We start from the raw sequence: 15,286 nt of genomic DNA on the forward strand, positions 1-15,286 counted from the left end.
CCCGGCACGTCTCAGTCAAAACTGGGAATAATATTGGCCTTGTCGATCGAGTCGATCGGCAGAAGGAATTCCTGGTTGTCCACCTGGACCACCACGTCCTGCTCCTCCACACCGCGGAGAAGGCCCTGGAAGTTACGACGACCCTCGAAGGGTGAGCGCAGCTTGATCTTCACTTGTTCGCCGGCATGCGAGGCAAACTGTTCCAGAGTGAACAGTGGGCGATCCATGCCTGGAGAAGACACCTCGAGGGTGTACTCACTGCTGATTGGATCTTCCACATCGAGAATGGCGCTGGCCTGACGGCTGACTGCTTCGCAGTCGTCCACCAGAATGCCGCCTTCCTTGTCGATGTAGATGCGCAGTACCGAATGCTTACCCTGGGAAACGAACTCGATCCCCCAGCACTGATAGCCCAGACCCTCGACAACCGGGGCCAACAAGGCCTGCAACTGTTCTAGCTTGCTCGACACCTGAACCCCCTCGTGCATGCTGTGCAAATAAAAAATGGGCGAAGCGCCCATCCCTGAAAGCGCCGTTGGACAACGACGCCGAAAACTGTTCGGTTAGCAAAAAGCCCCTGAAAAGGGGCTCCGCTGAAGCTGGTTGCGGGGGCTGGATTTGAACCAACGACCTTCGGGTTATGAGCCCGACGAGCTACCAAGCTGCTCCACCCCGCGACAAAGCTGGGGCGAAAGTATAAGACCGAACCCTGTTGAGGGTCAAACCTAAACCTTCACCTGCAAGAAAGCCCGCTAAAGCGGGCTCTCAAGCTTCAATTGGTACCGAGAAGGGGACTCGAACCCCTACACCCTATGGGCACAACCACCTCAAGGTTGCGTGTCTACCAATTCCACCACCTCGGCAATACTACTACTTGAAACCCGTTACTTCTGCTCTTGGGCCGGAGGAGGTACATCACCAGTGTTATTGGTGGTTTCGCTCTTCTGCTGCTGGAGCACCGGTACATCATCATTAACTGCCGGTTTCTGCGGCTCTTTCACTTCTAGCACCGCTGGATCTGGAAGACCTGCTTGGCTAAGCTGGTGAGCTTGTTGCTTCGCGAAGTATCCTAACCCAAGTGCTGTCAAAAAGAAAGTGGCAGCGAGTATAGCAGTTAATTTACTCAGGAACGTTGCAGAGCCTTGGCTCCCGAACACGGTATTAGAAGCACCCGCGCCGAAAGATGCACCTGCTTCAGCACCTTTACCCTGTTGCAACAGAACCAGCACTACAAGCGACAGCGCTGCCAACAGATGAAAAACAACGATGACTGTTTCCAGCATTTGTTCAGTTTCCTGCGGCGCGACAAATTGCACCGAATTCGTCTGCGTTCAGGGAAGCCCCACCAATGAGACCCCCATCGATATCCGGCATGCCGAACAGTTCGGCCGCATTGGCCGCCTTCACGCTGCCGCCGTAGAGCAACTGCACCTTCGCAGCCACTTCAGCATCTTCTGCCGCCAGCTGGCCGCGGATGGCGGCGTGCACATCCTGGGCCTGCTGTGGCGTGGCCGTAAGGCCGGTGCCGATGGCCCATACAGGCTCATAGGCAATTACTGCATTGGCAAAAGCCTTAACACCGAATGCTTCGATGATACTGCTTAGTTGACGCCCGACAACTTCGAGCGTTTTGCCTGCCTCGCGCTCTTCAAGGGTTTCCCCGATGCAAAGCACTGGCTTCAAACCTTTGGCCTGGGCCGCTGCAAACTTGCGATTGAGCACTTCGTCGGTTTCGCCAATGATCTGGCGGCGCTCCGAGTGACCAATCAACACCAACTTGCAACCTGCTTCAACCAGCTGCTCGGGAGCAACTTCCCCGGTCAGCGCACCCTGTTCGGGTTGTACAGCAGAATTCTGTGCGCCGACAGTAATTTCTTTACCTGCCAGGCCATCAACCACTTGATTGATGAACAGGGCCGGTGGAAATACTGCGACTTCCACTCCGCTCGGCAAGGCGAGATTGCTCAAGCCTTCGGTCAGCTCAGCGACGCTAGCGCGGGTACCGTGCATCTTCCAGTTACCAGCTACCATAGGGCGACGCATGCTTTACCTCGTCGGTCAAAGTGGGCGCAGATCTTACCCAACCAGATCTGCGCTGGCAAGCGCCTTCAGACACAAACTTCGCTGACCAGTTTGGCCAGTGCTTCCGCATGGCCGCGTACCTGGGTTTCGTCTTCACCCTCGACCATGACCCGCACCAGCGGCTCGGTGCCGGATTTGCGCAACAGCACACGCCCACGACCGGCCAGTGCCTCGGTGACCTTGGCGCTGGCTTCCTTGACTGCCGGGTGCTCCAGCGGGTCGACCTTGCTCGCCCCGAAGCGCACATTGATCAGCACCTGCGGGCACTTGCGCAGGGCCTGACGGGCCTGGGACAGGGTCTCGCCACGGCGCTTGAGCGCCATCAGTACCTGCAGCGCAGCGATGATCGCGTCACCGGTGGTGGTGTGGTTGCAGCACACGACGTGGCCAGAGTTTTCACCACCGATCAGCCACTCACGCTCCAGCAGCTCGGCCATGACGTAACGGTCGCCGACCTTGGCCCGCACAAACGGGATATCCAGGTCTTTCAGCGCAAGCTCAAGGCCCAGGTTGCTCATGAGCGTACCCACCACCCCGCCCTGCAGCTTCCCACGTTCATGCAGATCGCGGGCGATGATGAACAGCAGTTCGTCACCATCGACGATGGCGCCAGTGTGGTCGACCATCAGCACGCGATCGCCGTCACCGTCGAAGGCGATACCGAGGTCGGCATGGCCTACCAGCACGGCAGCCTGCAGCGATTCGATATGGGTCGAGCCGCAGCCTTCGTTGATGTTCAGGCCGTCCGGCTGGGCATGCAGCACCGTAACGTCGGCACCCAGTTCGCGGAATACGCTTGGCGCGACCTTGTAGGTAGCGCCATGGGCGCAATCAACCACCAGCTTGAGGCCTTCGAAGCTGGTGCTGCTCGGTACGCTGCTCTTGCAGAACTCGATGTAGCGGCCCGCGGCATCGTTGATGCGCGAAACCTTGCCCAGCTTGCTCGACTCGACAACGGTCATCGGCTGGTCGAGCAGTTCCTCGATCATCAGCTCGACTTCATCCGGCAGCTTGGTGCCCTGGCCCGAGAAGAACTTGATGCCGTTGTCGTCGTGCGGGTTGTGCGAGGCACTGATGACGATACCGGCCTCAGCATGGAAGGTACGCGTCAGGTAGGCGATGGCTGGTGTCGGCATCGGCCCCAGCAGCATCACATCGGCACCTGCCGCCGACAGGCCGGCTTCGAGGGCGGACTCGAACATGTAGCCCGAAATACGCGTGTCCTTGCCTACCAGTACCCGACAGTGGCCCAGCTTGCGGAAGGCCATGCCGGCCGCCCAGCCAAGCTTCAGCATGAAGTCCGGTGTGATCGGGTATTCGCCGACGCGGCCACGAATGCCGTCGGTACCAAAGTATTTTCTGCTCATAGGGACTCCAATGTTCTTATTCGGCGTTTTGCACTGCAGCGATCATGCGCACGACATCGACAGTTTCGGCCACGTCATGGACACGCAGGATGCTCGCGCCCTTGGTCATGGCCAAGGCTGCCAGCGCCAGGCTGCCGTACAAGCGCTCACCAACCGGACGTTCCAGCGTCAGGCCGATCATGCTCTTTCGTGAAACACCCACCAGCAGCGGGCGCCCAAGGCGATAGAGCGCTTCCATGTGTTTGAACAGGCTCAGGTTGTGCGCCAGCGTCTTGGCGAAACCGAAGCCCGGGTCAAGGATGATGCGTTCCGCCGGGATGCCTGCCGATGCGCAAGCGGCCATACGCTGTTCAAGATAGCGCGCAACGTCGGCCGTCACATCGTCGTAATGCGGATCGTCCTGCATGTTGCCCGGCTCGCCACGCATATGCATCAGGCACACCGGCAGGCCGGTAGCGGCAGCAGCATCCAGGGCGCCATCACGCTCCAGGCCACGCACGTCGTTGATCAGCCCGGCACCAAGGCGCGCAGACTCCCGCATGACGGCTGGCGTCGAGGTATCGACCGAGATGACCACATCGAGACGGCTGTTGATTGCCTCGACCATGGGCGCCACGCGCTCCAGCTCTTCGGTCACCGAAACGGCACGTGCCCCCGGGCGGGTGGATTCGCCACCGATGTCGATCAGCGTGGCGCCAGCGGCAGCCATCGCCTCGGCATGGCGCAAGGCCTCGTCGCGCTGGTTGAAGCGCCCGCCATCGGAGAAGGAATCGGGGGTGATATTGAGAATACCCATGACATGGGTACGTGACAAATCAAGAACCCGGTTGCCGCAAGGCAACCGGGTCGGGTACTGCACTGAGCTCATAGATGCCCTTAGTGTTGAGCTGCCGGGCCGCCGATTGGCGATTCCGGACGATCATTCTGGGCAGCAGGCGTGCCCGAATCCTTGTCATCGTCCCAGTCACGCGGCTCACGCGGCGTACGCCCGGCCATGATGTCGTCGATCTGATCGGCATCAATGGTCTCATACTTCATCAGCGCTTCGGTCATCGCTTCGAGCTTGTCGCGATTATCGATCAGCAGCTGTTTGGCCGTGGCGTAACACTGATCGATGATGCTGCGCACCTCGGAGTCGATCAGCTTGGCCGTTTCGCCGGACACACTGGCGTGCTGGCTACCGGCACTGCGGCCGAGGAACACCTCACCCTCTTCTTCTGCATACATCAGCGGGCCGAGCTTCTCGGACAGGCCCCACTTGGTGACCATGTTGCGCGCGATCTGGCTGGCACGCATGATGTCGTTGGACGCGCCAGTCGTCACGCCATCGAAGCCCAGGGTCATCTCTTCGGCAATTCGGCCACCGTAGAGCGAGCAGATCTGGCTGATCAGCGCACGCTTGGACAGGCTGTAGCGGTCCTCTTCCGGCAGGAACATGGTCACACCCAAGGCGCGACCACGCGGGATGATCGAAACCTTGTAGACCGGATCGTGCTCAGGCACCAGGCGACCAACAATGGCGTGACCAGCCTCGTGATAGGCCGTGTTGCGCTTTTCCTTTTCGGACATGACCATGGTCTTGCGCTCGGCGCCCATCATGATCTTGTCCTTGGCCAGTTCGAACTCTTTCATTTCGACCAGGCGCTTGTTGGAGCGTGCGGCAAACAGCGATGCTTCGTTGACCAGGTTGGCCAGGTCGGCACCGGAGAAGCCCGGAGTACCACGAGCGATGACGGCCGGGTTGACGTTTTCGCCAACTGGCACCTTACGCATGTGTACCTTGAGAATCTGCTCACGACCACGAATGTCCGGCAGGCCGACTACCACCTGGCGGTCGAAACGGCCAGGGCGCAACAGTGCGGGGTCGAGTACGTCCGGGCGGTTGGTGGCAGCAATGACGATGATGCCATCGTTCATCTCGAAGCCGTCCATCTCTACCAGCAACTGGTTGAGGGTTTGCTCACGCTCGTCGTGACCACCGCCCATGCCGGCGCCACGGTGGCGACCCACGGCGTCGATCTCGTCGATGAAGATGATGCACGGGGCGTGCTTCTTGGCCTGCTCGAACATGTCGCGCACACGGCTGGCACCGACACCGACGAACATTTCCACGAAGTCCGAACCGGAAATGGTGAAGAACGGTACTTTCGCTTCGCCAGCAATCGCCTTGGCCAGCAGGGTCTTACCGGTACCCGGCGGGCCGACCATCAGCACGCCACGCGGGATACGGCCACCCAGGCGCTGGAACTTGCCCGGGTCGCGCAGGAACTCGACCAGCTCGCCAACCTCTTCCTTGGCCTCGTCGCAACCGGCGACATCAGCCAGGGTAGTCTTGACCTGGTCTTCGGACAGCAGGCGCGCCTTGCTCTTGCCGAAACTCATCGGCCCGCCCTTGCCGCCTGCACCGCCTTGCATCTGGCGCATGAAGAACATGAACACGGCAATGATCACCAGGATCGGGAAGCTCGCCACCAACAGCTGCGTCCAGATGCTCTGCTGCTCGGGCTGCTTGCCTTCGACGACCACGTGATTGTCGACCAGGTCGCCGATCAGGCCATTGTCGGTAATGGCCGGGCGCACGGTCTTGAAGCTGTCGCCGTCAGCGCGCTTGCCGGTAATGATGTAGCCATCGACGGTCACACGCTCGACCTTGCCATCCTTGACCTGCTGGATGAAGTCGGAGTAGTTGAGGGTCTGCGGCTCGTTAGGGCTGGAGAAGTTGTTCATCACTGTCACCAGGACAGCTGCGATGATCAACCACAGGATCAGATTCTTTGCCATGTCGTTCAATTCGCTACCCTCTGAGGCCGGCGCACGACGCAGCCGTGCCTCGCATGATATTCATCGCCCTAACTTACTACATTACCTACGCAGCCGCAGGCACCGTCTGTAACCCTTTGTGAAAGCTAGACTACACGAAGTTCGGACGATCCTGACGCGGTGGCCGATTGGAAATAACTATCAGCCACCACGCTTCACGCCTTTCAAGCGCCTTTGAAACCTTTGCCCAACAAGTACTGCTCACGCGAACGATCCCGCGAAGAGGACGGCTTGCGCATCTGCACCTTGTCGAACTTGGTGCGCACATCCTTCAGGTACATGTCGAAGCCTTCACCCTGGAAGATCTTGATCAGGAAATCACCGCCAGGCTTCAACACGCGGGTTGCCAGGTCCAGGGCCAGCTCGCAGAGGAACATGGCGCGCGGCATGTCCACTTCGGGCGTACCACTCATATTGGGGGCCATGTCGGAAATCACAAGGTCTACATGAGAATCGCCGACCGCCTGCAGAATCTGCTGCAGCACGGCGTCATCGGTGAAGTCGCCCTGAATGAAGGTCACGTCAGGGATCGAGTCCATTTCCAGGATGTCGGAAGCGATCAGGCGGCCCTGGCCACCAATCAGACGACTGGTCACCTGCGACCAGCCCCCAGGGGCCGCGCCAAGGTCGATTACACTCATGCCGGGGCGAATCAGGCGGTCTTTCTCCTGGATCTCCAGCAGTTTGTAGCTCGCACGCGAGCGGTAGCCATCCTTCTGTGCCTGTTTCACAAAAGGATCGTTGAAATGCTCGCGCAGCCAGTTTGCGCTGCTTTTGGAACGTTGTACCACGGGGCACCTCGATGATATGCGTCGTGATTGACTGGGCGGAGCCGGTGGCCCTCGGGTAAAATGCCGGTCAATTTTACAGAATCAGACGGAAAGGGTCAGATTATGCCGCTCAATAACGAGCAGAAGAAGCAATACAAGTCCATTGGTCATGACCTGAAGCCGGTCCTGATCGTTGCTGGCAACGGTTTGAATGAAGGCGTCATCGCCGAACTGGAGCGCGCGCTGGTCGACCACGAACTGATCAAGGTCGAAATCCGTTCGGAAGATCGCGAAGAACGTGCCGAGACCATTGCCGAGCTGTGCAAGGCCGGCCGCGCCGAACTGGTGCAGACCATCGGCAAGAAAGCCCTGATCTACCGCAAGAACCCGCAGCCTAACAAGCAGCTGTCCAACATCCACCGTTACAAGTAACGGCAAGGATAGCGCGACTCCTGTGTAGGAGCGGCCTTGTGTCGCGATGGGCTGCGAAGCAGCCCCCTGCAATATCTGTGGGTAAGCTGATATCTGGGGGCTGCTTCGCAGCCCATCGCGACACAAGGCCGCCCCTACAAGGGACCGCGGCAGCCTGGGCTAGCGGCGGGCCTTGACCGGCACCGGCTGGGCCACCAGCACGATGCCGGAAAAGCCCAGTACCAGGAAGCAGAACATCTGCCAGCGCTCGCCTACGGAAATACCGTAGCGCAGGGTGTAATACCCCACGCAGGCGCCGAAGCCGAGCAACAGCATCTGGCCACGGAATTGCCGCCACCAGGCCGCCAGGCCGTCCACCCTTGCCAGCACTGCCAGCTGGGTCAACAAGCCAAGCAACGCCACGCCGATCAACCAGCGGTCGATCTGCCCGGCGATATCCTGCACCAGCAGCGGCGCCAGGCCACTGACCTTGAGCGCAGGCACCAGCCCCACATGGAACACCCACAGGCCACCGACCCAGAATACCTGGGCCAGTTGCCAGAGGATCCCCTCGAGGGATGGCGCCCGCAGGCGCCGGTCAGATGTGCTTGACTTCGACAATCTCGTACTCGACCGTGCCACTAGGCGTCTTGACGACGACAATATCACCTTCTTCCTTGCCGATGATGGCACGGGCAATCGGCGCGCCGGCCGAGAGCTTGCCCTTCTTGATGTCGGCTTCGTCCTCGCCAACGATCTGGTAGGTGACCTGATCACCGGTTTCGGTGTTTTCCAGGTCTACGGTGGTACCGAAAATGACCTTACCGGTATGGGCAATGGTGGTCACGTCGATTACCACCGAGTTCTGCAGGCGGCCTTCGATATCACGGATACGCGCCTCGACCATGCCCTGCTCTTCGCGGGCGGCATGGTATTCGGCGTTTTCCTTGAGGTCACCCAGTTCACGCGCTTCACCGATGGCCTGGCTAAGGCGCGGGCGCTCGGTCTTGCTCAGGAACAGGTGCTCCTCTTCCAGGGCGCGAGCGCCCTGGACGGTCATCGGGTACTTGGTAATGCTCATGCTTTGAGTCCTGCATGCAGATCCTGCAAGCGGCGAACGGTCTTTTCCGGACCAAATTTCAGCGCTTCGCAGATGGCTTCACCAGCCGCAATGGTAGTGGTGCAGTAAATCTTGTGCTGCAGCGCATTGCGACGAATCGAGTAGGAATCAGCGATCGACTGGCGGCCTTCGGTGGTGTTGATGATCAGCGACACTTCGTCGTTCTTGATCATGTCGACCACGTGCGGGCGACCCTCGGTCACTTTGTTCACACGGCGCACTTTCAGGCCAGCCGCTTCGATAACCTTGGCGGTGCCGGCAGTGGCAACCACTTCGAAGCCCAGGGCGATCAGGTCGCGAGCAACGCCAGCCACTTGTGGCTTGTCGTCGTCACGCACGCTGATGAACGCGGTACCGCCGGTCGGCAGCACTTCGCTGGCACCCATCTGGGCCTTGGCGAAGGCTTCACCGAAGCTGTCACCGACGCCCATGACTTCACCGGTCGATTTCATCTCAGGGCCGAGGATCGGGTCAACCCCCGGGAACTTGGCGAACGGGAAGACGGCTTCCTTGACGCTGTAGAAGTTCGGGATGATTTCCTGGGTGAAGCCCAGCTCTTTCAGGGTTTTGCCAGCCATGACGCGGGCCGCGATCATGGCCAGGGAAGTGCCGATGCACTTGGACACGAATGGCACGGTACGCGAAGCACGCGGGTTGACTTCGATCACGTAGATCTTGTCGCCCTGCAGGGCCAGCTGCACGTTCATCAGGCCGACAACGCCCAGCTCCAGGGCCATTTTCTTGACCTGTACGCGGACTTCGTCCTGCACTTCCTTGCTCAGCGAGTAAGGTGGCAGCGAGCACGCCGAGTCACCGGAGTGAACGCCAGCCTGCTCGATGTGCTGCATGATGGCGCCGATCACCACGTCGGTACCGTCGCACACCGCATCCACGTCCATCTCGATGGCGCAGTTGAGGAAGTGGTCGAGCAGTACCGGGCTGTCGTTGGAAACCTGTACCGCTTCACGCAGGTAGCGCTTGAGCTCGTCCAGTTCGTAGACGATTTCCATGGCACGGCCGCCCAGTACGTAGGACGGGCGCACCACCAACGGGTAACCGATGCTGCCAGCAGCGCGGATGGCTTCTTCTTCGCTGCGTACGGTGGCGTTTGGCGGCTGCAGCAGGTTCAGGCGCTGAACCATCTGCTGGAAGCGCTCACGGTCTTCGGCACGGTCAATGGCGTCCGGGCTGGTACCGATGATCGGTACGCCGGCTTCTTCCAGGGCGCGAGCCAGTTTCAGCGGGGTCTGGCCGCCGTAGTGGACGATGACGCCTTTCGGCTTCTCGACGCGGCACACTTCCAGCACGTCTTCCAGGGTCAGCGGCTCGAAGTACAGGCGGTCGGAGGTGTCGTAGTCGGTGGAGACGGTTTCCGGGTTGCAGTTGACCATGATGGTCTCGTAACCATCTTCACGCAGCGCCAGGGCTGCGTGTACGCAGCAGTAGTCGAACTCGATACCTTGGCCGATACGGTTCGGGCCACCACCCAGGATCATGATCTTGTCGCGGGTCGACGGGTTGGCCTCGCACTCTTCCTCGTAGGTGGAGTACAGGTAGGCGGTGTCGGTGGCGAACTCGGCAGCACAGGTGTCGACGCGCTTGTACACCGGGAACACTTCCAGCTTGTGGCGGTGACGGCGCAGGTTCTTGTCGGTGATACCCAGCAGCACAGCCAGGCGCTGGTCAGAGAAGCCCTTGCGCTTGAGGCGCAGCATGTAGTCCTTGTCGATCGCCGACAGGGCCAGGGTCTTGACCTTCTCTTCTTCCTTGATCAGGTCTTCCATCTGCACCAGGAACCACATGTCAATGCCGGTCAGATTGAAGATTTCTTCGCAGGTCATGCCCGAACGCATTGCGTCGGCGACGTACCAGATACGCTCGGCACCTGGCACGGTCAGTTCGCGCTTGAGGATGCTGGCAGCTTCAGCGCTGGCCAGGTCGACTTTCGGGTCGAGGCCGCAGGCGCCTACTTCCAGGCCGCGCAGGGCTTTCTGCAGGGACTCCTGGAAGGTACGGCCGATGGCCATGACTTCACCCACGGATTTCATCTGGGTGGTCAGGCGGGCGTCGGCTTTCGGGAATTTCTCGAAGGCGAAGCGTGGCAGCTTGGTGACGACGTAGTCGATCGACGGCTCGAAGGACGCCGGGGTGCGGCCGCCGGTGATGTCGTTCTGCAGTTCGTCGAGGGTATAGCCGATGGCCAGCTTGGCGGCGATCTTGGCAATCGGGAAGCCGGTAGCTTTCGAAGCCAGGGCGGACGAACGCGAAACACGCGGGTTCATCTCGATCACCACCATGCGGCCGGTGTTCGGGCAGATACCGAACTGCACGTTGGAACCGCCGGTTTCCACACCAATTTCACGCAGCACCGCCAGCGAGGCGTTGCGCATGATCTGGTATTCCTTGTCGGTCAGGGTCTGCGCCGGGGCAACCGTGATCGAGTCACCGGTGTGCACGCCCATCGGGTCGAAGTTCTCGATCGAGCAGACGATGATGCAGTTGTCCTTTTTGTCGCGGACCACTTCCATCTCGTACTCTTTCCAGCCGATCAGCGATTCGTCGATCAGCAGCTCTTTGGTCGGCGACAGGTCCAGACCACGGGTGCAGATTTCTTCGAATTCTTCACGGTTGTAGGCGATACCACCACCGGTGCCGCCCATGGTGAAGGACGGGCGGATAATGCATGGGAAGCCAAGCTTCTCGAGAACCGCGTTGGCCTCTTCCATGCTGTGGGCGATACCGGAGCGTGGGCACTCCAGGCCGATGTCTTTCATGGCCTTGTCGAAGCGCGAACGGTCTTCGGCCTTGTCGATGGTGTCGGCGTTGGCACCGATCATCTCTACGCCGAACTTTTCCAGAACGCCGTGGCGCTCCAGGTCCAGGGCGCAGTTCAGGGCAGTCTGGCCACCCATGGTCGGCAGGACGGCGTCCGGGCGCTCTTTCTCGATGATCTTGGCCACCGACTGCCACTTGATCGGCTCGATGTAGGTGGCGTCGGCCATGGCCGGGTCGGTCATGATGGTGGCTGGGTTGGAGTTCACCAGGATGACGCGGAAACCTTCCTCGCGCAGGGCTTTACAGGCCTGGGCGCCGGAGTAGTCGAATTCGCAGGCCTGGCCGATCACGATCGGGCCAGCGCCGAGAATCAGGATGCTTTTAATGTCTGTACGTTTTGGCATGGTGGTCACTCAAATCCGGGGTCAGTCGGCAAGCCGCTTTGAACAATCTGGGTCAGGCGCTGCCGGGCGCGGCGTGTGCCGGCCCGGGGCCTTGAAGCAGGATGCTCAGCGGCGCTTGGCCATGGCATCGGTGAAACGATCGAACAGTGGCGCGACGTCGGTCGGGCCAGGGCTCGCTTCAGGGTGGCCCTGGAAGCTGAACGCGCTCTTGTCGGTACGCTCGATACCCTGCAGGGTGCCGTCGAACAGCGACTTGTGGATGGCGCGGACGTTGCCCGGCAGGGTGGCCTCGTCAACGGCAAAGCCGTGGTTCTGGCTGGTGATCATGACCACACCGGTGTCCAGGTCCTGGACCGGGTGGTTGGCACCGTGGTGGCCGTGGCCCATTTTCACGGTCTTGGCGCCGGAAGCCAGGGCCAGCAGCTGGTGGCCAAGGCAGATGCCGAATACCGGGATCTCGGTTTCGAGGATTTCCTTGATCGCCTGGATGGCGTAGTCGCATGGCTCCGGATCACCAGGGCCGTTGGACAGGAACACGCCGTCCGGGTTGAGTGCCAGCACTTCGCTGGCCGGGGTCTGGGCCGGGACCACGGTCACGCGGCAGCCACGGGCCACCAGCATGCGCAGGATGTTCAGCTTGACGCCGTAGTCGAAGGCCACCACGTGGTAAGGCAGGTCGGCAGCGTCGATGGTCGGGTGGCTGTCGGTTTTCAGCTCCCACACGCTGGAGCGCCACTCGTAGCGTTCCTTGGTGGAAACGACCTTGGCCAGGTCCATGCCCTTCAGGCCGGGGAAACCGCGGGCTGCAGCGATGGCGGCCTCTTCGCTGATGTTGTCACCGGCGAGGATGCAACCGTTCTGGGCGCCCTTTTCACGCAGGATACGGGTCAGGCGACGGGTGTCGATGCCGGCGATGGCAACGACGTTGTTGGCCTTGAGGTATTCAGGCAGCGACTGGGTATTACGCCAGTTGCTGGCCAGCAGCGGCAGGTCACGGATGACCAGGCCAGCAGACCAGACGCGGTTCGACTCGGCGTCTTCCGGGGTGGTACCGGTGTTGCCGATGTGCGGGTAGGTCAGGGTAACGATTTGCTGCGCATAGGAAGGGTCTGTAAGGATTTCCTGGTAGCCGGTCATAGCGGTGTTGAATACCACCTCACCAACGGTCTGACCGTCGGCACCGATGGCTTCACCGCGGAAAATACTGCCGTCGGCAAGGGCGAGTATGGCTGGCTTTGTCAAGAAGACCTCCCGTAAATCAAGCATGAAAGGGCGATCGCAGGTTGCAAAAAAGCGGAGTGACGTATGGACACGTCACCCCGCTTTCATGTGCTGAATTCAATTCGCTGCGCGCTTTTAGTGGACACACTAAAGCTGTAGCTTACAGAAAAGTGCGTTTTCGGTCTACCGCATATGTGTCTCTAAAACACATCAATGCGACAGGCTGACATCTGCGTTGGCCTCTTCGCGGGTAAACCCGCTCCCACAGGGACTGCGTAAAGCCTGAAACCTGCATAAATCCTGTGGGAGCGGGTTTACCCGCGAAGAAGCCAACACCAACCTGCAGGTCAGTGCAGCTCAAGCACATCCTGCATGTCATACAGCCCAGGCTCACGCCCATCCAGCCACAGCGCCGCACGCACGGCACCCTTGGCGAAGGTCATGCGGCTGGAGGCCTTGTGGGTGATTTCCAGGCGCTCGCCTTCAGCGGCAAACAGCACGGTGTGGTCACCGACCACATCGCCGGCACGCACGGTCGCGAAGCCGATGGTCTTGCGGTCACGCGCACCGGTTTGCCCTTCACGGCCATACACGGCCACTTCCTGAAGGTCTCGACCCAGCGCATTGGCAACCACCTCACCCATGCGCAGCGCAGTACCCGACGGCGCATCGACCTTGTGCCGGTGGTGCGCTTCGATGATCTCGATATCGACATCGTCACCCAGCACCCGCGCCGCCATATCCAGCAGTTTGAGGCTGAGGTTGACGCCGACACTGAAGTTGGCGGCGAACACGATTGGAATGTCCTTGCCCGCCTCCGCCAGCAGCGATTTTTCTTCGGAGGTGAAACCGGTGGTCCCGATCACCATGGCTTTGCCTGCTTTGCGGCAGATCGCTAGATTCTTCAGGGTGACCGATGGGTGAGTGAAGTCGATAAGCACATCGAACTCGTCAACCACCTTGGTCAGGTCGTCGGAAATCGGCACACCGATACGCCCCAACCCTGCCAACTCACCAGCATCAGCACCTACCAGCGTGCTGTCCGGGCGATGGATGGCAGCCGTCAGGCCAGCCTTCGGCGCCTGCTGCTGCACGGCTTCGATCAGCACCTTGCCCATGCGCCCTGCCGCGCCCATCACTGCAATACGTCGCATAGCCTTTTCCTTGTCAGAGATCGCCGAAGAAGCGCTTCACACCATCGAACCAGCCGCTGGCCTTGGGCGAATGCGAGCTGTCGCCTTCCAGCGAGTCACGCAGCTCTTCCAGCAGTTCGCGCTGACGGCGGCTAAGGTTGACCGGGGTTTCCACTGCCACACGGCACAGCAGGTCACCGGCACCACCGCCACGCACCGGCGCCACACCCTTGCCACGCAGGCGGAACTGCTTGCCAGTCTGGGTGCCTTCCGGAATCTTCAGCTTTACGCGACCATCCAGGGTCGGCACTTCCAGCTCGCCACCCAGGGCAGCATCGGTGTAGCTGATTGGCACTTCGCAGTACAGGTGCTTGCCGTCACGCTGGAAGATCTCGTGCTCACGCACGCTGATCACCACATACAGGTCGCCGGTCGGGCCACCATGGGTACCGGCCTCGCCCTCGCCCGACAGGCGGATGCGGTCGCCAGTATCGACACCCGCCGGCACCTTGACCGACAGCGTCTTGTATTCCTCGACACGGCCTTCGCCGTGGCATGAGGTGCACGGGTCGGTGATGATCTTGCCCTGGCCATGGCAGCGCGGGCAGGTCTGCTGCACCGAGAAGAAGCCCTGCTGCATGCGCACCTGACCGATGCCGCCGCAGGTCGGGCAGGTCGACGGGGTCGAACCCTTCTTCGCGCCGGAGCCGTCGCAAGGCTGGCAGTTGACCAGAGTGGGCACACGGATGCTGACCGTGGTGCCACGCACCGCTTCTTCCAGGTTCAGCTCCAGGGTGTAGCGCAGGTCGCTGCCACGCTGGGCACCGCCACGTCCGCCACCGCGGCCGCCACCGAAGAAATCGCTGAATACATCGCCGAAGATGTCGGAGAAGTTGGCACCACCGAAGCCGGCACCACCGCCGCCCATGCTTGGGTCGACGCCGGCATGGCCGTACTGGTCGAAGGCTGCACGCTTGCTCGCGTCAGACAGCACTTCGTAGGCCTCGTTGGCCTCTTTGAACTTGTCTTCCGATTCTTTATCGCCCGGGTTGCGGTCCGGGTGGTACTTCATCGCCAGGCGGCGATAAGCCTTCTTGAGGTCACCTTCACTGGCGCCGCGCTCGACACCCAGCACCTCATAATAATCACGCTTGGACATAGGTCATTTGCACCTTGTTGGGCG

14 protein-coding genes and 2 tRNA genes are annotated in these 15,286 nt (G+C 60.6%); 1 reads left to right on the forward strand and 15 read right to left on the reverse strand.

The features are described from left to right. Positions 1-11: 11 nt before the first annotated feature. From rimP to rlmE, 9 genes are all read right to left on the reverse strand, one after another. Positions 12-470 (reverse strand): ribosome maturation factor RimP, encoded by a 459-nt coding sequence (rimP, locus tag IAE39_RS05345; protein WP_009685348.1) that lies wholly within the window; start codon positions 468-470, stop codon positions 12-14. Positions 471-600: 130 nt separating this feature from the next. After that, positions 601-677: transfer RNA gene (locus tag IAE39_RS05350), tRNA-Met, on the reverse strand. Between the two features lie 100 nt (positions 678-777). Next, positions 778-863: transfer RNA gene (locus IAE39_RS05355), tRNA-Leu, on the reverse strand. A 21-nt stretch (positions 864-884) separates the two neighbouring features. Beyond that, positions 885-1,283: a preprotein translocase subunit SecG gene (gene secG, locus IAE39_RS05360; RefSeq protein WP_020193781.1), complete on the reverse strand. Its 399-nt coding sequence runs from the start codon at positions 1,281-1,283 to the stop codon at positions 885-887. A gap of 4 nt (positions 1,284-1,287) precedes the next feature. Then, positions 1,288-2,043 carry a triose-phosphate isomerase gene (gene tpiA, locus IAE39_RS05365; RefSeq protein ID WP_201200014.1) on the reverse strand — a complete coding sequence of 252 codons (756 nt, stop codon included), beginning with the start codon at positions 2,041-2,043 and terminating at the stop codon, positions 1,288-1,290. A 65-nt stretch (positions 2,044-2,108) separates the two neighbouring features. Further along, positions 2,109-3,449 carry a phosphoglucosamine mutase gene (gene glmM, locus IAE39_RS05370; protein WP_201200015.1) on the reverse strand — a complete coding sequence of 447 codons (1,341 nt, stop codon included), beginning with the start codon at positions 3,447-3,449 and terminating at the stop codon, positions 2,109-2,111. A gap of 16 nt (positions 3,450-3,465) precedes the next feature. Continuing rightward, a complete protein-coding gene (gene folP / locus IAE39_RS05375; RefSeq protein WP_201200016.1) occupies positions 3,466-4,317 on the reverse strand; it encodes a dihydropteroate synthase in 852 nt (283 codons plus the stop codon). Between the two features lie 8 nt (positions 4,318-4,325). Then, positions 4,326-6,230: an ATP-dependent zinc metalloprotease FtsH gene (gene ftsH / locus IAE39_RS05380; RefSeq protein ID WP_201200021.1), complete on the reverse strand. Its 1,905-nt coding sequence runs from the start codon at positions 6,228-6,230 to the stop codon at positions 4,326-4,328. Positions 6,231-6,433: 203 nt separating this feature from the next. Further along, the gene (gene rlmE / locus IAE39_RS05385; protein WP_201200023.1) at positions 6,434-7,060 is read right to left on the reverse strand and encodes a 23S rRNA (uridine(2552)-2'-O)-methyltransferase RlmE; all 627 of its coding nucleotides are present in this window, start codon (positions 7,058-7,060) and stop codon (positions 6,434-6,436) included. A 102-nt stretch (positions 7,061-7,162) separates the two neighbouring features. Here rlmE and yhbY point away from each other — a divergent pair, with 102 nt between their 5' ends. Next, the gene (yhbY, locus tag IAE39_RS05390) at positions 7,163-7,471 is read left to right on the forward strand and encodes a ribosome assembly RNA-binding protein YhbY (protein ID WP_003249945.1); all 309 of its coding nucleotides are present in this window, start codon (positions 7,163-7,165) and stop codon (positions 7,469-7,471) included. Positions 7,472-7,630: 159 nt separating this feature from the next. Here the strand turns inward: yhbY and IAE39_RS05395 are convergent, their stop codons facing one another. The 6 genes from IAE39_RS05395 to dnaJ form a co-directional block, all read right to left on the reverse strand. Then, a complete protein-coding gene (locus IAE39_RS05395; protein WP_085625696.1) occupies positions 7,631-8,071 on the reverse strand; it encodes an MFS transporter in 441 nt (146 codons plus the stop codon). Further along, on the reverse strand, positions 8,049-8,531 hold the full coding sequence (gene greA / locus IAE39_RS05400; protein ID WP_189654514.1) for a transcription elongation factor GreA: 483 nt from the start codon (positions 8,529-8,531) through the stop codon (positions 8,049-8,051). The genes IAE39_RS05395 and greA overlap by 23 nt, the downstream gene beginning before the upstream one ends. Further along, a complete protein-coding gene (gene carB, locus IAE39_RS05405) occupies positions 8,528-11,749 on the reverse strand; it encodes a carbamoyl-phosphate synthase large subunit (RefSeq protein ID WP_201200028.1) in 3,222 nt (1,073 codons plus the stop codon). The genes greA and carB overlap by 4 nt, the downstream gene beginning before the upstream one ends. Before the next feature lie 105 nt (positions 11,750-11,854). Continuing rightward, positions 11,855-12,991: a glutamine-hydrolyzing carbamoyl-phosphate synthase small subunit gene (gene carA, locus IAE39_RS05410; RefSeq protein WP_003249935.1), complete on the reverse strand. Its 1,137-nt coding sequence runs from the start codon at positions 12,989-12,991 to the stop codon at positions 11,855-11,857. Between the two features lie 326 nt (positions 12,992-13,317). Further along, positions 13,318-14,124 carry a 4-hydroxy-tetrahydrodipicolinate reductase gene (gene dapB / locus IAE39_RS05415; RefSeq protein ID WP_201200029.1) on the reverse strand — a complete coding sequence of 269 codons (807 nt, stop codon included), beginning with the start codon at positions 14,122-14,124 and terminating at the stop codon, positions 13,318-13,320. Between the two features lie 13 nt (positions 14,125-14,137). Beyond that, positions 14,138-15,262: a molecular chaperone DnaJ gene (gene dnaJ, locus IAE39_RS05420; protein WP_201200031.1), complete on the reverse strand. Its 1,125-nt coding sequence runs from the start codon at positions 15,260-15,262 to the stop codon at positions 14,138-14,140. Between the last annotated feature and the right edge of the window lie 24 nt (positions 15,263-15,286).

This window comes from Pseudomonas sp. S37, assembly GCF_016658545.1.
Lineage (GTDB): Bacteria > Pseudomonadota > Gammaproteobacteria > Pseudomonadales > Pseudomonadaceae > Aquipseudomonas.